Raw genomic sequence first — 21,804 nt, forward strand, 5'->3', positions numbered from 1 at the left:
ATATTATGCTAAATTGTTAGTCTATTAATTGCACACGTTGGTAGAATTATGCCGAGAATATACTCAAAGCAACGTATAAACTTCGACTCTTTGACTTCTAGCGACCTCCCGCGATATGAACATCATCGTACTTTACGCAGTGCAATTGGTTTATCTGCTACGAGTTATTCACAGCAAATAAGAGAAGCGATAGTCTACCAATGGGATAATATCGCTCCAGAGGTTGCTCTGGCCATTCTTCAAGATGCTCAAAACCAAAAAATTGATATTCAAAATGAAATAATTCAGAGCATAGGAGAAGATGTATTTCATCAACAGTGTTTACAAAATGCTATTGAGAAATTACAGAATAATCCACGTTATTCCCTTTTTGTACAAAAATTTGCACTACATATAACCCGTAATAAATCGAAAGAACTAAGTCTAGAGCATTTAAAATTGGCAGGAATTATCACTGTTGAGCAATTCGATGAATTATTTACTGAATTCTTATATGTACAAAACAAATTAGACACAAGCTTTCCTGATTTCAACAAAATAACGGAAGAAGATGATTATTATCAGCTCATAACGTACATGGCAAATGAACCATTATATGAATCTTTTCTTCAGTCATTTACCCAATATCTTGCCGCAGAGTACAATAATGGCAGGATAAAAAACCATCACGTTGAAGTACCTAAAGAAATCGAAAGTAAATCCCTAGCAAATTTTTTCCAAGCAATAAGCTATGATCTAAGTTTACAGCCACCGAAAAAACCATTACAAACAAATATATTGTATGTCACCTTACTTTCAAATGAGTTGAGCTATACGGTCGTTGATCTCGCCGGGAATGAACTGACTGCATCAATCCCTTTCAGTGAGTGTCCTTTTACTTTGGACGAACAAACCACTGAGGAAGAACTAAAAAGTCATTTACCGGAGCTGTTGAAAATCACATCTCAAAGGGGTCATACCGGGGCTATTGCACTGAATACTGGATCATTAAAAGAGAAGGGTATCGCTTTTTTAGAAAGTGATGTCGGTACAAGCTTATTTTTATCTCATTTACCCGCGGCCGATTTGGTTAAGGATGAGCGATATAAATTTAATCTTTACCAATGGTTAAATCAAGGAAATTTAGATCGCTTAAAAGATCTCTTGGTCTCAGGAGCATGTCAACGTTATAACCACGCCATGGATAGCTGGATTAAACAATTGACAAAACATGAAGAAATAAATGAGGAATTTAAAAAAGAAATTGAGGATGTTGGTGCTTTAATGAAGGAAATGACAGCACTAATCGCTACCCTTGATGAGAATCCAAATGCAAAAGACCAGGAACTAGATAAAAAAATAGAGCTTTTACAAGTGCATTTAAAAAAGCTTAAAAGTCTTTATAACAGCACGCCGCTTTTAAAACCGGGAGATGATTTCCCTTCGACGGCAGGTAATTTTGAACAGTTCATCAAAAAGATCATACTCAACTCTTCTGGAGAAAAGCTAACTCAATACATTGCCGACAGTAGTGATGGAGAAAAAGTTTGGAAATTGCATTTGATGGAGTTAGTCAGTGGATTAGTTAATGATAGAGATTTTGTTTCAGTCCGCGATATAAAAAATAAAAATGATCGTTCTTTTCTAACCGATAAATCAGGTTTTATTATTCCTGCCCATATTGTTTTTAGAGAGCAGCTTAAAATGCGACTTACAACGTCTCTCAAAAATGATGTTCATCATTATTATACAGTGCGAAGTTATCAAAATGATAAATTATTTATGACTCAAGCCCCTGTGGTGTTTAGAGGAGGTTATTTCTCTGACTCTGTAGAGGAAACGGTTCTTTTTGCAAAAAAAATGACCCGTACTGGTGAATATACCGCTGACAGTCATTTATTATCTGGCCAAGAAAATAATATTAAGAAACATGAAATACGTTCTGGAACAGCTTCAACATTAGCAACTACAGGCGTGGACGGAACACGCTCAGTTACGGATAAATTTGATGTCGCACTTAAATTTGGTGGTATGAACGAGGTAAAGATTCTCTATATTGTTCGTGGTAAGGAATCATTTCATTCACAACCTTTTGCAGAAATTGTAGGAAAGACAAAGTTGGGTGAAATAGCTTACACCCATGTCAATCCTCAAGACTATGTCATGACCATCCTTTATAATCGTAATAACGAAATACTTGATGTTATTCCTGGGAACTTAGATGAAGAAGTTCAAAGAGTTAGTGAGTTTACTCGAGAAATAATTAGCTCCGGCATTAAATTTTATAACAAAAAGCATGATGGATCTTCGTCTAAAACTACAGTGAAATTACCCACTCCGCTTAAACAGGAATATACCACACCTCATTCATCCGAGGAAAAGCCATTACTTGATATTTTGCATTCTCATCAATTGAAATCCGGTTCAGCCGCTCAATTAAACCCTTCAACAAAACTCCCCAGCATAAGAATCACACGACACGTTCGTTCAGGTCATAAAATGCTTTCCTTAGAATCATTAAGACCAGAAGTGGAATCCCCTAAATTATCTGGTGAAAAGCTACAACTTCCTGAGGGTTCATTTAAGTTGGTTCCTGGGCGATTAAGTGAGGTAAGGGAAGCTGCTTTAGCTCACTTCAATATGAGGCATATTTTAACACTGAAGGATTTTAATCGATGGAGCCCTCGGGAAAGAGTGTTGCAGGAAACGTACAATCGTATATTACAACCTCATTTTATGGAAGGTGACATTCAGGAACAATTAAGACATGCTAATATCGCTCATGAAGAGTGGCTGACTGATGTGCTAGTCCCCAGAATGCAAACCGCTTTGATGCTTCATCTTGCTGCGCGATTAATTACCGATTATCGAGTGGATACCGAAGAGGTAAACACCCTCGCACAAAAATTATTTCATGATATCATGGATGCAGACCTAAGCTATTCGCTCATAATCGATTGGTCAAAAATTTCTGAGTCACTTAATGAGAAAGAACTACATCAAAATTGTATTAATAAGGCTCAAAAAAGAATACAACAATTACACCCTACTTTAAGCACGGACAGCATTGAATACGAATCCAAATTCGAATCTTTTTTAATAATGGAAAAAAATAAAGTTCAAAAACAACTGGTCAATAAAAAAATGTCCATGTTTTTGGATAAGAACTTAGACCCTTTTGCGCAAAAGTATAAACTGGAGAAAAAATCCGTTTATTCATTGAGTGATAATCGTGATTTTGTTTTTTTGGGCCCAGCAGCGAGCGGTAAAAGTACTATCTCCAATCTGTATATTACTAAAGAAAACCGAAAGGATTATGTGTCCTTGGCTACAGATGATTATCGAGGTATATTTCTACCATTTACAGAAGATTTTGAAAAACAGGAAACAGAACAGGCCTTTATTCGCACCCAAGACAGCGCCTACTTAATTAGTGAGCTTGTAGAAGAACGTATATTAGCTCAAAAAGACAAACGACCCAATGTAATTATTGATGGCGTGACCTATAAATCCTCACAAAAGGCTTTAGTAGAAAAAAATAATAATTCTGTTGTAGTTTGTGCTTGTTTAGATGATGTTTCCCAAGTTGTTAAACGCTCTTATGATCGAGCAAAACAAGAAGAAAGCGGTTCAGCAGATAAAGGAAGATATGTTAACACAACCAGCTTACTCCATATGCACAAAACCGCAAGTCTCAATTTAGTAATGGGTTGCACCCCCAATTCTACCATTGCTTTTTATAATACTAATGTACCCCGTGGCGTAACTCCTCCTTTGATTGCTACTGTAGATACACATGGAGAAAAGACACTCACAATTCATCATGATCAAGGTTCTTTGATGTATTTAGCTTCTTTTTTCAATAAAGCACGAGTTAACGTTAGAGCTAAAAACGATCAACATCTTTTTTTAGATAGATTAAAACAACCTGAATTTCAGATAGATTCATTATTTGCTGTCATGGATCATGGCTTTAAAATTGTCCTACAAGGTGAAAATAAATTGCCTTGTTTAGTGGTCAAAAAAGAACCCATGGGTCAGATCAGGATGGAAATTCTTGACCCCGAACAACTCAAACATAAAATTGAAGAAAATAAAACCGAGAAAACCTTGTTGCAAATGCTTATATTGTATGGGCAACTTGGAACTTTGAAAACAGTTCAAAAAGAGTGTTTGATTCATGAAAACATTGATTTGATGGTCGAACATATCATCTCTGAATCCGAAACCAAACAGATAAAAACCCATTCAACGGAATTCATTTAATAAACAATTTGCAACTATAATGTATAGAGTGCAAAGTTAATGCGATATAATTCGGTCTTTTTAGATCAGGAGGAACCATGAACACTCGTTTGCTGAAAAAAATCACACGAGAGAGAAATAAAGTAGAACAATTTATCGATCATACGCGGGAACTCTTTGCAAAAACTCCGGATATCTCCGAGAGAACAAATCGTCTTGATGTATTTGATACCTTATTACTCTTAGCAACCTATGCAAAAGCTGAAGAGCTTGAAAATGAATTTCAATGTGTATTGCCCAATAATGAAAATGTAAATTCCATCGTGTACTTGAAAGAACATCTTCGAGAAATCAATGGCTTTTGTCAAAGTACCCATAGCGATGAGCATGAAGTGTATAAAGATTTGTTCACTGACCTTGCTTCAGAAAAAAAACAAGGTGTTCGTGACCTGTTGAGTAAAACAATTACCGAACTTATTTTGGAGAAAACACATACTCCATCCGCGCGATTAACAGTATAAATCTTTCCGTTATACCATTTTGTCCGGAATAATAAGCAATCAATTTTATCTACTTTAATACTGGATTTCTTTCGAAGTTTCCTTCGTTTAAGTACTTGTTTCAACTTGTAAAAAAAAGTTTATTACGTGGAAGCAAACAGTAGCGCCCTAATGAAAAATGGGATAAGATGGGCGCCTGTTGTCCCTCAGGAGAATCATTCTGAGCACTTTTTTTAACGCTACACGAACGGCAGCTGCCGCAATTTATGCGGAATTTAAATTTTATCCTTATTATAATTTAGGTTTTCATCTCGATGCCTTTACAAGCTTTTTCTGTCATGTACTACGCGCTCTATATGACTTCACCGCATTCTTAATCCGTGTGTTAATTACCCCTTTTTTTCTTTTAAATCCCTTTTTTTGGTTCAGTTTACCAGAGCATGTTTTAAATCTAGTTGATGATATAGTCGGTACTGCACTTAGCTTAGTCAGTATTGCCATTCATCCGGTTATTTTTATAATCCGTACCTTGGGTTCCATGTTTCTAGGTTATCATGAAGGAACAGATTATGATTGGGGTGCAGAACCAGAAGAAGAAGCTTTGAACATGGCTATGGCAATCTGGTAACTTTATACTATGCTAAATTATCGTTTAGCAACCTCAACAAAAGTCCCTGTCTTCAAAAAACTCATAATTAATTGTCTTGTTTTTGTGTTATTCATAATAAAAGTATGATTGGAGTTCACGATAACCGGTTCATAGCCTTCTAAACGAGCACACTCAGGGGGAACTTTCGCATCATATCGCCCTGCTATTATTCCTATTTTAATGTTTGGCACAGGCACATGATGAACATATGACGATCGATCTGAACTTAATTCAGATAATGGCTTTATTGGAGAAGTGAGCATGGGAAACATCGTTATAGACAGTTTTGCCAATTTTGATCCTTGATTGGGTGGTGCCAACATAATGAGACTACCTATATTTTTTAATTGTTTTTTGGATAAGGTAGATAATGCTTCTCGGGTAATAATCCCACCAAGACTATGAGTAACAAAATTGATTCGAACACCTGGATTTTTTTCTAATAAGTTTTTAATAAATCGACTTAAATAGCTACCATGTTCTTGAATGCTGTATTTTGGAGAGGGATAACTATAGGAATAAACTTCATAGCCTTGTCGAATTAGATAATTTTTTAGTGGCCACATACTAAGCGAGGTACGCATTAAACCATGGATTAATACAACAATTTCACGATGGGGTTTGAATTGAATAGAAGGAGCTAATGCTCGAGTGGGTTGCTGATGATTAGGTAAAACCGCATATGCTGGAATGATACTCGTCATTCCAATAATAATCATCAGAATAAGTGGAACAAATTGTCGGTTTTTAGAAATGGTCTGTGTCATTATTTCTCTTTATTTATTCTATCCCACACATTCTAATTTAACTTCAGGAGCAGGTTCAAAAAAATTACTGGTTTAAAAGCATTTTATTCATTAAGCGTATGAAGTTTCCTCTCTAATTGCTCTTAAAATTAACTTTTCATTGTTTTTTTCTCTAAATTGATAGATTTTTCACCTATGTTATGGTACATGTTATTTACATTCGTACAGGTATCTTTTAAAAATAAATCATTCTAACAGCCTGTTCAATTTAATAGCTCATCAATAAGTCTCAATTCTATTCAAATTAGGAGTTTTTATGTTGAAAAAAATAATGATGACCAGTCTTTCTCTCATCAACTTATTTGTTTTTCTTCCTGCTTATGCAGATGGAGATATGAGTTGTAAGGTGCAAGTTGCCGTTGCAACACCACCAATACCATTTGATCAAAATGTTGCATTTAATGTAACTTCTAATGAACTTGGATTAAATAAATCGCTTACCCTGATGGGTGGAAAAGGACCTCAATTTATAGACAACATACCTTGTACTCCGGCTCCTTTGACAATCAGTGCAACCGTATACTCGACACCCTATTATGCCTTGCAAACCTCACCCATCGGCCAATGTGTTTTAAAAGCAGGATATGTTGTTTTAAATGGCCCAGAAAACAGTGCTTCTGTGGTTTTTCCCTACGATTTTTATTGCACAAATTAATGAGTGCCTTTTGCCTATATTGTTTGAATATAGGCAAAGCAGTGTGATGCACACCTTTTTGACTAGCTATCATCCCTCTTACAACGCATTCCCCAACTGGCGCCCACACAACTGAATAAAGCACCCAGTAAAAATAACGCGAAGGCAATGTATGCTCCTGAAGCAAGATTTGTCGGAGTTACATTAACCTCTACTATAGCCTCTTTTTGACCATTCTTTGTGGAAGAAGAAATTTTGGTAGTACCTACAGGGGTGGAGATTTGATTCACTGTAATTGGAACTGCCACTACAGTACGAGAAATAGAATTCGTGTAAGTCACTACATATTGACTCAAAAGTCCTATCAAAGCGGCACCCAAGATTAAAGCCATAACCCAAGTAATAAAACCATAAATAATTCCCAAATTATGTTCGGGACAATATAAACGACCTAAATAACCTGCGGCATAACCTGATATCAACGTAGAAATTATCACCCCAATAATGATTCCCAACAAACCGCCGATAACCACTATAACTGAGCCATTACTCATCGTTTTAAAAGCACTTAACCCGATAGCAACTCCTAAAAGATTCAATAAAAAACTAAGGCCTAGGGCGGTTAAGGCCCCAACAAAAACGGCCGTCCAAGAAATCCTTTTATTTGGATGTATAGCCCAGTGTTCTTGATCCGATGTTACTTTGTGTGTCATTTGAAACTCCTTTTCTCTTATCGAATATAGCTTCAGGAATATAGATGAAGTTGTTTTTGGGACTGTTGCGTTCAATTTATATTAAATTGTAACGTATAGGAATTGTTACTATTCAAAAATTAACCTATATATTTTTATTTTTCAAGAGCATAAGTTGAATTCATGTACTCTTATTTTCTGCTATTTGCTCTATATTTCTAGAAATATTTTTGGCAATTGTACTTAAAGGTAAATCATTATCATCTTTTCCAAAAGGATCTTCCAATTCCTCGGATAATATTTCCAAACCCAATAAAATATATACGATCATTACCATCATCGGAATAATCAAAAATCCGAATGTGTCTACCCAACCAAAAGGGAACATGATGGCATAAAAAAGCATTGCTTGTTTCACAAAAAAAGCAAATGCATAAGGTACATGAGTATTGGCAATTCGTTCACAACCTCCAGTCATGTCGATTAAATTAGCTATATGAGTATCTAAAGTCAGGTATTGCTCAAACTGCAGTTTATTTTCTTGACGCAATTGATTCAGGATACGATACATTTTTTGCGTTACTAAAAGAACTGGATTTTTTTCTTCAAATTCATGAATACATAAGGAAATTAGCTCTGTTTGAATCTCTTTACTTTCTTTGCGTAAATGAGCCTTGATAATTAGAGGTAATTTTTTTAACAATTCATAAAACTCAGGATATTCATGTAATCCAATAAAAGCCTCGAACTTTAAACCTAAATTTCTACAATTGTTATTGATTGATCCCCATAAAATACGACCCTCCCACCAACGCGCATAACTCGTATTTACCCTAAAACTAATAATTATCGTTAAGATGAAGCTAAAAATCAGATGAAATTGGCCAACGCTATAACGCGTCGCGTTTTCAAAAAAACAAGCGATTATTACCGCGTATAGGATAACAATTATGGTTATTGGTAATAATTTCTGAAACACTTGTTCTTTATAAAACAAGAAAAGATGAGGTACCCACGTTAAAAGATTATGTGATCTCGGTTTCATCAATGCCCACTCAATGTAAAAAATACAGTGTAACTTGAGTAGGATTCTGAAGCAAAAAGTCTTCCTCTCGTGACTTAAATCATAAAAAGAGTTTATTATGCGCACTCAACTCAAATAAAAGGATGTTCTAACTATGCTTACCTATATTACCGCGCTTTTAGATAGGGGTCTTGAGGGATTTGATGAAACGTTTAAAGACACCCCTGCTCATCAAATTGTTTTCGCTACCGCTGCTCTTTATTTTCTTTGGCAACAATACCCCGCCCTTGCCCAGGCATATCGCTCACGAAATAACACCACATATAAGCAACGAGTGATCGATGTAGCCTATAGTCTGGGTAAAAACTTACCGCAGGTAAAAGCCTATTTGGACAAAGAGCTCAATAAAGATCTCCAGTCAACTAAAGATAAATTAAAAGATTTACGCTCCTCCATGGGATTGCAAGATAAGATTCCTGAAGAACGCACCGATCCAAATTTGATTTTAAAAGAGTTTGATATCAATCCTCAAAAATGTCTTTTTAATTTTTCTGAAGTAAAAGATAAGGATGAGGCTCGAAATTTTACCGTCCAGCAAGGAGATGGCCAGGATTCAGGAGCGCTGTATGCTGTTCATCCTCAAGAACTCACAGAATTGCTGAAAGAAGTATATGCTAAAACTGCCTTAACTAATCCTTTGCATGACAAATGGCCACGCATTACAGCCATGCAAGCAGAAATTATTCGATGGTGCCAAAATTTATTTGGTGGTTCTAAAAACGGTTATGGTTTAATCACACATGGAGGCTCTACCAGTATTATTGAAGCCATGGCCGCATATGTAATTCATGCACGAGCCAAAGGAATTAAATGCCCCGAGATTGTAATTCCTGAAACAGCACACGCAGCTTTTAAAAAAGCAGCGGATCTGACAGGAGCTCGACTCATTACGGTTCCAGTTGATCCTAAAACAGGTGCGGTAACTGCAAGTGAAATGAGAAAATATATTTCGAGCAATACCGCTGTAATCGTTGGCTCTGCACCATCATTCATGAATGGCATCCATGATCCGATTAGTGATTTGGGTCAATTAGCACAAGAAAGAGGAGTTCCATTTCACGTAGATGCCTGTTTAGGAGGTTTTTTAACTGCTTTTCTGGATACATCCAAAAATCCTATGGACTTTCGCGTTAAAGGAGTTACCTCGATTTCCGCCGATTTACATAAATATGGATGTTGTCCTAAAGGAACTTCAGTTTGCTTATTTAGTGAGGACTCCCCAGCTTTATCAGTATATGCGGCTTTAAACTGGTCAGGCGGACTTTATACTACTCCAGGTATTTTGGATGGCTCAACCAGTGGCGCACGGGTTGCAGAAATATATACCACCCTTTCATATTATGGACGTAAGAAATATCAGGAAATTTCCGAAAGCATTGTAGCAATGCGTCAACGGCTGCAAGATCGAGTGGAACAAGTATATAAACCAAATGAAACGGGTAAACGAGATGTTGCTATTTTTGGAAATCCCCAATGGTCAATACTCGGATTTCGTAGCGATACGTTAAACCCACATTTAATTGCTGATCAATTAGAAAAAAAAGGTTGGAAATTAAATTTATTACAAAAACCTGATGGATTTCATTTGTGTTTAACCCATGTTCATACATTAATTGAACACTTTGAAGATAAGTTCATGAGTGACCTCCAGGAGGCGGTAAACAACGTAAAAGAATACCCGGCAGATAAAAAGCCCACGGGTAAAGTAAAAGTTTATGGAACTATAGGAGTACTACCCACCGCAGTACAAGAAATGGTATGCAGGCAATATCAAAAAGCTCGTCTTTATTATGAAGCAACTTGTAGTAAATTGGGAATATTTGCAACAAACAGCAAGCAGGAAAAAGAACCCGAAGAGCAAGAAATTAAAAATGAAATAAGTTGCTAAGGTATGTTTCATTCGGCTTGAACTGCATGAGTAGTTAAATTTTTCCCTCCCCTAAATGGGAGGGAGGGCTAGTCGAAAATTTAATTACGTTACACCCATTGTCTGATTTGATTTTCCACTTCTAAGGCTAAAGCATGATGAGCCATATCGGTTGGGTGGACGGAATCTGCAAAGAGGTAATTATTTGAGGTTTGTTGACATAAAATAGCCAAAGGAGCAGTACACACGGGAGTGGTCACATTCTGGAATAAAAAAGACATCCCGCTAATGACTGTAGGCTCCCCTGCTTGCGCATTGCTGATTAAGTTATCCAAAGCAGTATAAGTATCAAAATATAAAATTTTTACTTTATGCCGTTTAGCAACAGCACCCAATTTTTGATTTAACAGTGAATTAAACATAAAACTAAGATTTTTTATAGCTCCAGGAAGCGAGGGATCCCCGATTGCTACTGCCAGTTGGTTTATGAACGGAGTAACACCAATATTAGGAAGAGATAAGACCACGACTCTTTTAGCACCTCGAGCACTAAGCACTTCAATCTGCTGCACAATCTGAGTAGTAGTCACGTCAATCAATTGCATGAATGCAATTGGATTCAGCTGTGCAGAAATTCCATAAAGCATATCGTTCGCACCAGACCAAATAAAGTACATTGCATTAGGATCCAATTTCTTGGGTGCTGAAGATAGGTAATTTTGAACTTGGCGCTGAACGGATGGAGCCCAATAAAAGTCTATCCCAGGTTCTGCCACTGTTCGACTTCCTCCGCAAGCAAAATTAAACCCATTGGGTAGGGGTACAATCGGAGGCGCAGGAGGTTTAGAGGGATCAACAAAAATAGGAGTTGTATTATTCGTCATCTTATCATTTGTTGTGGGAAATAGAGTACCGGGAGGCAAAAGAGGTGTACCCATAATGTCATGTGCTACATACTGGGCCCAAGTATAACCATTAAACGTTGTAAACGTAGGTGCTTTGTCAGGTATTCCATTTATGAGTGTAAACGTATTATTAAACCCACTATCTGATAAACTATCACCAAAAAAATAAACTTTAGTAATTTTATTCAGTGGAATAGCTAGAGCATTCTGAGGAAGCATCCAGCATAAAGAAAACATGCTCATCAACACAACTAATTGTGTTTTGGCATGAAATATCATTTTTCTTATTTTTGTTACCATTAAACTATCTCCTTATAATGACTTAGCAGCTGTATCGTAATCCCAGCGATACAATATTCTCTGTACCTTTATAGTCGGCACTTACTTGATTGACTTCTAAGGGGGCTGCCAGGCCGGGAATCCCTTCATTGGTTTGAGTAATGTTCACTGATTGTTTACGAATAAAAATATGTGAGTACGCACCATCAACTGAGAAATGATCGTTTATAAAATAGCTCAATCCAAAATTTAACCAATATTGATCGGACTCAGGAATAAGCGGGGTACGATTTTGTAAATTGAATGGAGTCTGATTATAAGCAAATCCTCCCCGTAAAGTAAGGGAAGAGTTATAACGATAATCAGCGCCAAGAGCACCAAAAAATGTGTTATGCCATTTCATGGGCACAATATAAATTGTTTCATAAGCATCTGGAGTTGAAATAACAAGATCGCCTAAATAATCCCAGAAAGTAACCTGAGCTGTTGCTTTAAGGGTCCACTCATTTATATCGTGGGCAAGACCAATAGTTAATACACCTGGTGTCCTAAAATTATTACTCACGGCGGTTTCACTATTAAATAAAAAAGTAGTTGCAGGCGAAGGTACTATATCTCCGATAATCGTATATTGTTCGCCATGGCCGCTTAGATTTGTGGAAATTTCCGAGCGGTAACTTACCCCAAAACGAGTAAATTGGTCCCACTGATATAAAGCGCCAATTGTATAACCATAACCCCATCCATCACTTTTTAAATGGGTAGGCTGTGTGGATGCGATAAAAAGGTCAATAGAAGGAACCCCTGTGTTTACTCCATCAAAATGCGAAAAAATTGTTTTTAGATATTGAGCTTGAAAACCAACCCCTAAAGATAATTTCTCACTAACTTGATATGCGAGAGATGGATTAATATCAACCGAATTTATCTCACTTTTGACCGTTGCATAACGCAATACAGAAGCTTCGGAATATTTATTATATAAATAGAATGGTTCCACAACCGCTAAACCCAGGGTTAACTTATCAAGAGGTGTGCGCCAACCGATATAACCTTGTGGGATAAAAACTGCGTTGCTGATGTTATGTTGGGAAGCTTTCCCTTGAACAGGTCCGGCAATAGTTGATGGCGGCATACCTGGCACATTGAAAGTATGAGCAGCCTCTCCATTAATCATACTAATTTGGGGTATAAACTCACTTGCGCCGACGTAAATCTGGTTTTGCTGTAAAGTTGACAATATTGCTGGATTGTTAAACAAAGCAGAAACATCATTATTTGCTACGGCGGAACCCGCCATTGCAGAACCTTGCAAGCTTGGACTCGTCTCATTGATTTGCAAACCCGCAGCCGATGCTGAAGCTCCAACAAAAAATTGAGAAATTAAAGCAGCAGTTGCAAATTTCTTATTTAAACGTGAATAACTCACCTTAGACTCCTTTCTTCATTTCATTGCACTACATTCTAAAATCCAGCGGTTACCTTGTCAGATTTGGGAGGAAAGTTCAAATCTATTTTTATTTTCTTACCAAATTTACCTAATTTTTAAATATCCAGTTTAGGGGCATTGCGGATCGTAGAAAAGGAAGTCATAAAGTTTTTGGATTGCCCCTTATATTTAAGCCGGTTAAGATAGAAGAATTTAAAAATCTAAAGGAATAGATCCATGAATGATTTTTTTCAAACTCCGCCTCGCTTAGGCAATCAATATGATGCAGATCGAGTTTTAAAAACTTATCTAGAATGGAAACTTCCTACTTCCATGTTGACGGAAATCCAACCTGAATTGTACCGACTAGGTCAACGAGTCATTGAGGATATTTATAAATTAGGTCAAGAAGCAGAAGCATTTCCACCCAAGCATGTTCCCTATGACCCATGGGGTAAACGCATTGACCATATTGAAGTATCTCAAGCATGGAAAGAACTCGATAAAATCTCTGCGGAAGAACAATTAATTGCCATAGGATATGAACGTCGTCATGGTGCATTATCACGCATCCATCAATTTGCCAAATTGTATTTATTTCATCCTTCATCAGCAATCTATACTTGCCCCCTCGCGATGACGGATGGGGCTGCTCGAGCATTGGAACTGTATGCAGATGAATCATTGAAAAAGCACGCCCTCCCCCACTTAATCTCTTCTGATCCAGCTTATTTTTGGACTTCTGGACAATGGATGACCGAACGCACCGGGGGTTCTGATGTGAGTGGCACATCTACGATTGCAAGACCAGGTGGTTCTCATTATCGACTCAGTGGTGTTAAATGGTTTACTTCTGCGACCACATCACAGATTGCAATGACTCTTGCGCGTATCGAAGGCGCCCCTGAGGGCAGTAAAGGGTTAAGTCTATTTTATCTTGAACTTCGAAATCAGATGGGTAAATTGAATGGCATACATATAAATCGCTTAAAAGATAAACTAGGTACCCGTGCTTTACCCACTGCAGAATTGACTCTAAAGGATACTCCTGCATTATTAGTCGGACCCGCGGGAGATGGAGTTAAAAAAATTTCATCATTGTTTAATATTACACGCATTTACAATGCTTGTTGCGCTGTGGGTTACATGCGACGAGGCCTCGCACTGGCTCGTGATTATGCCACAAAACGTGTTGCGTTTGGTCATACCTTATCAAAACATGTACTCCATCTGGAAACGTTAGCAGACATGCACGTCGAATTTACTGGCGCCTTCCATTTGGTTTTTCATGCCATTGAACTGTTAGGAAAAGATGAATTAAATGAAGCCACAGAAATGGAGCGAGCCGTTCTGAGATTGTTAACTCCTCTGATAAAACTTTATACGGCAAAAAAAGCAATTAGTGTAGTTAGCGAGACTTTAGAGGCTTTTGGAGGAGCTGGTTATATTGAAGATACAGGACTTCCACAATTATTAAGAAACGCACAAGTACTCTCCATATGGGAAGGAACGACTAATATTTTAAGTCTTGATGCATTGCGTGCCATTCATAAAGAGAATGCAGCGATATTTTTTCTTGAGGACATCCAAAACCGATTGAGCCAAATTAAAAATAAAGAACTTATTCAACCTCAGATAAAAACACAGCACGACGTCCAAAAACTGAAAAACCATGTCCAATCCATGTCTCAGATGAGTGATGAGGAACAACAGGCTGGAGCAAGACAACTTTCGTTTGCATTAGCACAAACTTTCGCATCCAGTTTGTTATTAGAACATGCCCAATGGACCCTGAAAAATAATAAGGATTCTCTACCTGTAATTACGGCGATCCGTTGGTGTGAAAAAAGGTTACCTGAATTGAAACAGTTTTCGGAACATTATAGAAAGGACTCACACGTTCTGGCTATGGATTATAACGACCTGCACTAGATTCAATTGAAGTAGCCTTCTTGACCACAGAGCCCGGGTTTATGGATAGTCAAATCTTCGCTTACCTGGGTAGCATTTAGTTTGCAACTGAAAGCAATAGCAGATGAGCAATGGTCACAAATAAAGGATAAAAATCCTTCTATTTAAGCCTTTTTTTGACACTCCTTTCCTTTCAAAGCACGGTTTAAACCGTGCTTTTTTGTTACTAAGAACTCTTGCATTTAACTTTAAAGGTCATTATTGTTGATCTCCGATTAATAACTAATTTAATGAAAATTAAGGGAATTTATGAAAAAAATAGGGCTCTTAGTTAGTTTTTTGTTTGTCTTAAATATGGGATGGGCCAAAACGCCAATTGTTGCTCCTCAACCCACTTCTTGTATTACAGGAAGCTTGAGCTCAACGGGTACAAAAAGCTGGCAAACAATTTCATTGAAATTAACTAACAATTGCAATGAGGCTGTAGATTTTCAAAATTCTACAATAACATTCTCTAATAACAGTAATTTAAATACTTCTTTTTGGGGAAATTTTTCGCCTTTATCCTATCCAGTCAATACATTACAAATTACCTCACAGTCCCAAAGTAATGGTACGTATTTATCTTCGCTCTCATTACAATTTCCCACCTATCCAGGAGCCAATAGTAAGCTCCCTAAAGGAAGTTTTTTTACAATAATCTATGGAGCGCCTACTGCAGACTACATAGCCAATAGTGTTCTTGCATATTTAAATTCTCCAGTATCCACAGGAAATATTAATTTAATCAATGCAACTGCAAAACCTGCGAATGTATCGCAAAACTATGCATTAGTGAATTTAACTTTAAATGGACAAAATATAAGTACAGTACAAGTTCCCTGGTCTGGACAACAACTCATTTCGGGTCTAGCTGCCGGAACTTATACTATATCACCAACTGCGGTTACGGATAGCAATGGAGTCATGTATCAAGGAGTCGCAAATCCTGCAAACTTAACCGTTACAGCGGATACCACGGTTTCCTCTACTCTTAGCTATACAGCAGCACCAACAACAGGAAACATCAATATTACACTACCTGCATTGCCCTCTCAGTTATCAGGTTATACGGGTATACCTACTGTAACTTTAACTCGGATGGATAATCAGAGCGCCATCAATGCGCAAGTACATTGGAGTACCACGAACGTAATTAGTCAGTTAGCCAATGGAGTGAATTATACTTTCTCTACTCCTTCAATAGCCTATAACGGATATAATTGTTCTCCAATATTTACACCGACCTCGGCTACAGCAGCAGTTTCCGCCCCCTCAGTGCAACTCACTTATAACTGTGTTCAGGTTGCCCAAGCCAGTGTTCCCATTACAATTACAGGAGCACCATCGTCGGTTTCCTCTATTAATGTAACCTTTACCCCTAATGGTAATGGTGCACCAGTTAATGAAGCAATTCCTTTGGTCAATGGCTCAGGAACAAGTAATGTAAACTTAGCTGATGGAGTTGTTTATACAGTAAGTGCAACAGCAGTTAATGGTTATACAATAAGTTATTCTCCACAACCTTTAACCGCATCGTCTTCTGCGACAGAAACGATAACTTATACCCAGAGCACAACTGCTGGCGGCAGAATTATAGGCTACTTACCAGGCTGGGTAACACCACCCCCTGCTACTGCTTTAGCTAATGCGGGTTATACCCATATTCTGGTTGCTTTTGGGGTCTTTAGCACGACCTCTCCCGGACAAATTACTTCGGCCTTCGATACTGTATCCGCAAGTTACATACAATCCTTGCATGATGCCGGCATTAAAGTATTGCTCTCTCTAGGTGGTGCATCGTCAGGCATCCCTAATACCACAGTGAATTTTCATCAGGTATTAGCCGCAGCCTCTTCACCAACAGCATTTCAGCAAACCTTCATTAGTTCATTGGAACATCTTGTAACCCAATATCATTTTGATGGATTTGATATTGATATAGAAAGTGGATTAAATGCAGGTGGAACATTTACCAATCCTACAGGTGATATAGCTGTTTTAGCGAATATTATTAATACAATGCATACCAATCACCCTAATCTGCTTCTTACCTTAACGCCGCAAACTGCTAATATTGCCGCCACTTCGGGGTTTGACGCTACATGGGGAAACTATGCATCTTTGGTGATGCAAACTCATCAATCTTTAGAATGGGTTGGTATTCAAATGTATAACGCAGGTTGTACTTTTGGCATCGACTTAATTTGTTATGATCCAAACAATACCAGTACTCCTAATGCTTCGGTTGCTATGGCAACGGATTTATTAGAAAATTGGCCTGCAGTGACTAGTTCAGGGCAACAAACTGGATTCCAACCTTACATCAGTTATCTGACTCCATCTCAAGTGGTCCTTGGTTATCCTGCACCCAATGCATCAGGACAAAGTGATGGTTCACCCGCAGCAGTTATTAGTACAATTAAACGCGCCATACAATGTTTACGCACTGGAGTTGCGAGTTCATCAAGTTGCGGTACCTATATCCCCCCACGGACTTATCCAGGATTTGGTGGTGTTTTTGACTGGGAAGTCATTCATGATCAAAATAACAATTATCACTTTGCAACCAGTCTGGTAAACTGCGTCAAAAATAATAATTGTAATTAATTATAGCCTGGACGCAATGCAAAGGCGTTGCCATTAAGATAAGAGGATTCCTGTCATTCCCGCAAGACGGGAATCTCTTCTTAAAGTGGCTCTACTCATCGCTAGAATAGGTTCCCGTCTACGCAGGAATGACAATTCTGCCTCCAAGTTATTCGAGTAAACTATGCAAAATTCTGGATTACTTTTAATCGCGATGGCATTTCTATTAGGTCTTCGCCACGGTTTTGATTTGGATCATCTAGCAACGATTGATTCAGTTACAAGGATTGTCAGTACCCAAAAAACTCTAGCAAAGTGTGTAGGTTTTTTATTTTCTCTAGGGCATGGATTTGTTGTTATTTTAATCAGCTTAATTATTGGCAATGGGGTGAAACCCATAATGGTTCCCCAATGGCTAGACGGACTCGGAAACAGTATATCGATTACTTTTCTATTGATTTTTGGATTTTTAAATCTTTGGAATGTGTTCCGTAGCCCCTCCACTCCTGCTCTACCAACCAGTTTGAAAAATTATTTATCAAAAAAATTAATTCGAAAGAACTTTAATCCTTTTTTTATCCTTTTACTTGGAGCACTCTTTGCCCTGTCCTTTGATACCGTCAGCCAAGTTGTTTTATTTTCTATTTCTGCCCGCGCCATGAATGGATGGATATTTTCAGGATTACTTGGGGTCATTTTTATGTTAGGGATGATGGTTTCTGACGGATTAAATGGGGTATTTATTTCAACATTGATCCATCGTGCTGATTCAGTATCGCTTTTATTGTCTCGGATGGCAGGCCTTTTAATTGCCTCATTTAGTTTGATTATTGGTATGATTAATTTTATTCAAATGTATAATTAGAAATTGGGTCATATAATGCATGAATTGTGGCTGTGTCAAAGTATTCTCGAAATAATTAAGCAGCAAGCGAATACAACACAATGTGCTCGTATAAAAAAAATAGTTTTAGAAATGGGGCAACTTGTTGCTGTGGAGAAAAATGCCCTAATTTTTGGTTTTAGGGTAATTGCTAAAGGAACCGTAGCAGAGGATGCAGAAGTTTCCATTCTTGATATCCCGGGAGAAGCACTCTGCGAATCCTGTGAGAAACAAAATCCTTTGCAAAATTATTTCGATGCATGTCCGGCTTGTGGAAGTCATGCATTAAAGGTTATTCACGGTGAAGAATTACGGATCAAATCAATGGTGATTGAATAATGTGTGGAATCTGTGGTTGTTCTGAGGAACATAACGAAATGGAACATCATGATGGTCATGGGCATAAACACGCACACACTGCTCACGATGAACATTTAATTCATGTGGAACAAAATATTTTAGCTAAGAACCAACAATTTGCCCGCCATAATAAAGGTTTTTTAGCAACAAAAAATATTTTAGCATTAAATATTATGTCCAGTCCTGGATCAGGAAAAACTACCCTCTTGGCAAAAACGATCTTGGATTTAAAACAAGAATTAGATATTACAGTGGTAGTCGGTGATCAGCAAACCCAATACGATGCGGAGCTCATTCAAGCAAGTGGTGGGAATGCCCTACAAATAAATACCGGAAAAATATGCCATTTAGATGCACATATGGTGGGTCATGCCTTAGAAGATCTTACCCTGCAAGAGAATTCGCTCTTATTTATTGAAAATATAGGGAATCTGGTATGCCCTGCATTATTTGATTTAGGTGAACAATTCAAAGTGGTTATTCTCTCCGTAACAGAAGGGGATAATAAACCACTGAAATATCCTGATATGTTTCGTTGTGCTGATCTCATGATCATCACCAAAATGGATCTGCTTCCTTACGTAAATTTTAATCTGGAACTATGCATTAAATATGCGCGTCAAATTAAGCCCGATATTGAAACTCTGACCCTTTCAGCGAGCAATGGTGAGGGTTTAAATAGTTGGTATGAATGGTTAAAACAAAAGCATATGAATAACCGTGTCTAAACAAATCGAACGATTAAGGATAATCATTCAAGGACAAGTTCAGGGTGTTGGTTTTAGACCTTGTGTTTATCGAATCGCTAAACACCTTGATCTCACTGGATGGATCCAAAATAATGCAGACGGTGTGCTAATCGAAGTACAAGGAATTTTGGCCGGTGATTTTATCGCTCATTTACAAGAGAACCTCCCCCCGCTTGCTAAAGTAAATAATATTCGACAGAAAGCCATTCTCTTACAGACCAACGAAACACTTTTTAAAATTATTGAAAGCCAAAAAGGTAGAGTAAATACCATTATTACCCCTGATGTTTCGATCTGCTCCGAATGCTTACATGAACTCTTTGATCCTCAAAACCGCTATTTTCGTTATCCTTTTTTAAATTGTACGCATTGTGGTCCTCGATTTACTATTACTCGCAATCTCCCTTATGATCGCAATCAAACCTCCATGGATTTGTTCCCTTTATGTTTGGATTGCCAAGCAGATTATAACAATCCTGAAGACAGACGTTATCATGCTCAACCGACAGCCTGTATCCATTGCGGCCCTCAACTTTCACATTCGGTGGAAGAAATAGCCAACAGTATTTTACAGGGTAAGATCATCGCTTTAAAAAGTTTAGGAGGTTACCAATTCGTGTGTGATGCACGTAATGAAGGGGCGGTAATCAAGCTACGCTCAAGAAAAAATCGCGACGCAAAGCCCTTTGCGATTATGGTTTTGAACAGTATCAGCGCCAAACGTTTTGTCAAAATCAATAAAGAAGAACAAGATTTATTAGAATGCATTACTCGCCCAATTGTGTTACTCAAAAAAAATGAAGAATTGCAGGAGTTCAATCCCCAAATTGCTCCTGATTTAGACAGCTTGGGAGTCATGCTTCCATACACTCCATTACATTATTTACTCTTTAATGCGCTCATCGGAAATAAAAAAGGCTATGCCTGGCTGAATGAATTTCACGACATCGCATTAGTGGTTACTAGCGCAAACGTAGGCGGTGAACCAATTATTTTCGACGACCAGATTGCCCGCCATGAACTCAAAGATGTCGCAGATAAAATTAGTTCCTATGACCGCCATATTGTAACTCGAGCAGATGATTCTGTACTGCGGATAATTAATCGTAGTCCTGTAGCCATCCGTCGCTCTCGCGGTTTGGCACCTACCCCAATCCAATTACCCTATGAAATCCCACCAACCTTGGCCGTAGGCGGACATTTAAAAAACACCTTCTGCATTACTCGAGGGAATGAAGCCTTTGTTTCTCAACATATTGGGAGTTTGAATAACAGGGCCACCATTGAATTCTTCCATGAATCATTAAACCATTGGTTACGTTTTCTTGATGTAAACCCAGAACGAGTTGCTCATGATTTACATCCTGATTTTTACACGACACACTTTGCCAAGCAATTTGGAGTTCCTGCCTATGCAATACAACATCATCATGCTCATTTAGCCTCTGTAATCGCAGAACACGGCATTACCCAATCAGTCTTAGGATTAGCCCTTGATGGATATGGCTATGGTAGCCACGGAGAGGCCTGGGGTGGCGAACTCTTTTTATGGGATAATACAACGTTTACTCGGGTTGGATCTTTTGTACCTATGTTGCAACCGGGTGGAGAAAGTGCAGCGCGCGAGCCTTGGAGAATGGCTGCAAGCGTATTACACCATCTAGGATACGCCGATAAAATTGCGGAGCGATTCTTTAAGTTTCCAGAAGCACACTTGATTCATCAGATGTTGGATAAAAAAATAAATTGCCCGGCCACAAGCAGTTGTGGCCGTTTGTTTGATGCAGCAAGTGCATTATTAGGGATTCAATTAATCTCGCAGTACGAAGGACATGCAGCGATGCGCTTAGAAAGTCTTGTAACCCAGGTACAAATCCTACCCCATGGATGGCAAATAAAAGACAATTTCTTTGATATGATGCCTACTCTGGAATCGCTAGCGGATTGCCCTGATCCGATAACTGGGGCCAATCTTTTTCATGGAACACTTATTGCGGGTCTTGCAGAATGGTTAAACAAAGTTTGTCGAGAAAGAAAAATTGATATGGTAGTATTAAGTGGAGGTTGTTTTTTAAATCAAATATTGACCGAAGGATTAATTACAGCTCTAAATGAATTCGGCATTACCTCTTTTTTAGCGCGTGCTCTTCCACCCAATGATGGGGGAATTTCTCTCGGACAAGCCTGGATTGCCGGCAAATAAT

Annotated in this window: 16 protein-coding genes; 11 read left to right on the forward strand and 5 right to left on the reverse strand. The window is 38.0% G+C overall.

Annotation, left to right across the window (positions count from 1 at the left end; translation table 11 throughout):
* Positions 1-48: 48 nt before the first annotated feature.
* The 3 genes from HBNCFIEN_RS11370 to HBNCFIEN_RS11380 all read left to right on the forward strand — a co-directional run bounded on the left by HBNCFIEN_RS11370 (position 49) and on the right by HBNCFIEN_RS11380 (position 5,352).
* Positions 49-4,245 (forward strand): zeta toxin family protein, encoded by a 4,197-nt coding sequence (locus HBNCFIEN_RS11370; protein WP_182391198.1) that lies wholly within the window; start codon positions 49-51, stop codon positions 4,243-4,245.
* A 77-nt stretch (positions 4,246-4,322) separates the two neighbouring features.
* Positions 4,323-4,745 (forward strand): hypothetical protein, encoded by a 423-nt coding sequence (locus HBNCFIEN_RS11375; RefSeq protein ID WP_182391199.1) that lies wholly within the window; start codon positions 4,323-4,325, stop codon positions 4,743-4,745.
* Positions 4,746-4,923: 178 nt separating this feature from the next.
* Entirely contained in the window at positions 4,924-5,352 is a 429-nt protein-coding gene (locus HBNCFIEN_RS11380) for a hypothetical protein (RefSeq protein WP_255464199.1), read from the forward strand.
* Between the two features lie 17 nt (positions 5,353-5,369).
* On the opposite strand, the gene HBNCFIEN_RS11385 is transcribed toward HBNCFIEN_RS11380, so the two are convergent.
* The gene (locus HBNCFIEN_RS11385; protein ID WP_182391200.1) at positions 5,370-6,140 is read right to left on the reverse strand and encodes a triacylglycerol lipase; all 771 of its coding nucleotides are present in this window, start codon (positions 6,138-6,140) and stop codon (positions 5,370-5,372) included.
* Between the two features lie 295 nt (positions 6,141-6,435).
* On the opposite strand from HBNCFIEN_RS11385, the gene HBNCFIEN_RS11390 reads away from it, so the two are divergent.
* Positions 6,436-6,834 carry a hypothetical protein gene (locus tag HBNCFIEN_RS11390; protein ID WP_182391201.1) on the forward strand — a complete coding sequence of 133 codons (399 nt, stop codon included), beginning with the start codon at positions 6,436-6,438 and terminating at the stop codon, positions 6,832-6,834.
* A 62-nt stretch (positions 6,835-6,896) separates the two neighbouring features.
* Here HBNCFIEN_RS11390 and HBNCFIEN_RS11395 read toward each other — a convergent pair whose 3' ends face one another.
* Together HBNCFIEN_RS11395 and HBNCFIEN_RS11400 are read right to left on the reverse strand one after the other, a co-directional pair.
* Entirely contained in the window at positions 6,897-7,526 is a 630-nt protein-coding gene (locus HBNCFIEN_RS11395) for a hypothetical protein (RefSeq protein ID WP_182391202.1), read from the reverse strand.
* A gap of 160 nt (positions 7,527-7,686) precedes the next feature.
* Positions 7,687-8,550: a bestrophin family protein gene (locus tag HBNCFIEN_RS11400; RefSeq protein ID WP_182391203.1), complete on the reverse strand. Its 864-nt coding sequence runs from the start codon at positions 8,548-8,550 to the stop codon at positions 7,687-7,689.
* Between the two features lie 133 nt (positions 8,551-8,683).
* Between HBNCFIEN_RS11400 and HBNCFIEN_RS11405 the strand changes: the two genes are divergently transcribed.
* The gene (locus HBNCFIEN_RS11405; RefSeq protein WP_182391204.1) at positions 8,684-10,477 is read left to right on the forward strand and encodes an aminotransferase class V-fold PLP-dependent enzyme; all 1,794 of its coding nucleotides are present in this window, start codon (positions 8,684-8,686) and stop codon (positions 10,475-10,477) included.
* 89 nt (positions 10,478-10,566) lie between these two features.
* Here the strand turns inward: HBNCFIEN_RS11405 and HBNCFIEN_RS11410 are convergent, their stop codons facing one another.
* The gene (locus HBNCFIEN_RS11410; RefSeq protein ID WP_182391205.1) at positions 10,567-11,661 is read right to left on the reverse strand and encodes an SGNH/GDSL hydrolase family protein; all 1,095 of its coding nucleotides are present in this window, start codon (positions 11,659-11,661) and stop codon (positions 10,567-10,569) included.
* A gap of 22 nt (positions 11,662-11,683) precedes the next feature.
* Positions 11,684-13,069 carry an OmpP1/FadL family transporter gene (locus HBNCFIEN_RS11415; RefSeq protein WP_182391206.1) on the reverse strand — a complete coding sequence of 462 codons (1,386 nt, stop codon included), beginning with the start codon at positions 13,067-13,069 and terminating at the stop codon, positions 11,684-11,686.
* 237 nt (positions 13,070-13,306) lie between these two features.
* Here HBNCFIEN_RS11415 and HBNCFIEN_RS11420 point away from each other — a divergent pair, with 237 nt between their 5' ends.
* From HBNCFIEN_RS11420 to hypF, 6 genes are all read left to right on the forward strand, one after another.
* Positions 13,307-15,001, forward strand: coding sequence for an acyl-CoA dehydrogenase family protein (locus HBNCFIEN_RS11420; RefSeq protein ID WP_182391207.1), 1,695 nt, complete (start codon positions 13,307-13,309; stop codon positions 14,999-15,001).
* Positions 15,002-15,289: 288 nt separating this feature from the next.
* The gene (locus HBNCFIEN_RS11425; protein ID WP_182391208.1) at positions 15,290-17,629 is read left to right on the forward strand and encodes a glycosyl hydrolase family 18 protein; all 2,340 of its coding nucleotides are present in this window, start codon (positions 15,290-15,292) and stop codon (positions 17,627-17,629) included.
* Between the two features lie 163 nt (positions 17,630-17,792).
* The gene (locus tag HBNCFIEN_RS11430; RefSeq protein ID WP_182391209.1) at positions 17,793-18,473 is read left to right on the forward strand and encodes a DNA repair protein; all 681 of its coding nucleotides are present in this window, start codon (positions 17,793-17,795) and stop codon (positions 18,471-18,473) included.
* A gap of 15 nt (positions 18,474-18,488) precedes the next feature.
* The gene (gene hypA, locus HBNCFIEN_RS11435; RefSeq protein WP_182391210.1) at positions 18,489-18,830 is read left to right on the forward strand and encodes a hydrogenase maturation nickel metallochaperone HypA; all 342 of its coding nucleotides are present in this window, start codon (positions 18,489-18,491) and stop codon (positions 18,828-18,830) included.
* Positions 18,830-19,579, forward strand: a complete 750-nt coding sequence (gene hypB / locus HBNCFIEN_RS11440; RefSeq protein ID WP_182391211.1) for a hydrogenase nickel incorporation protein HypB — start codon at positions 18,830-18,832, stop codon at positions 19,577-19,579. The genes hypA and hypB overlap by 1 nt, the downstream gene beginning before the upstream one ends.
* Positions 19,572-21,803 carry a carbamoyltransferase HypF gene (gene hypF, locus HBNCFIEN_RS11445; protein ID WP_255464200.1) on the forward strand — a complete coding sequence of 744 codons (2,232 nt, stop codon included), beginning with the start codon at positions 19,572-19,574 and terminating at the stop codon, positions 21,801-21,803. Before hypB ends, hypF begins: the two co-directional genes overlap by 8 nt.
* Position 21,804 lies beyond the last annotated feature (1 nt).

It is taken from the genome of Legionella sp. PC997, from assembly GCF_014109825.1.
Classification (GTDB): Bacteria; Pseudomonadota; Gammaproteobacteria; order Legionellales; family Legionellaceae; genus Legionella.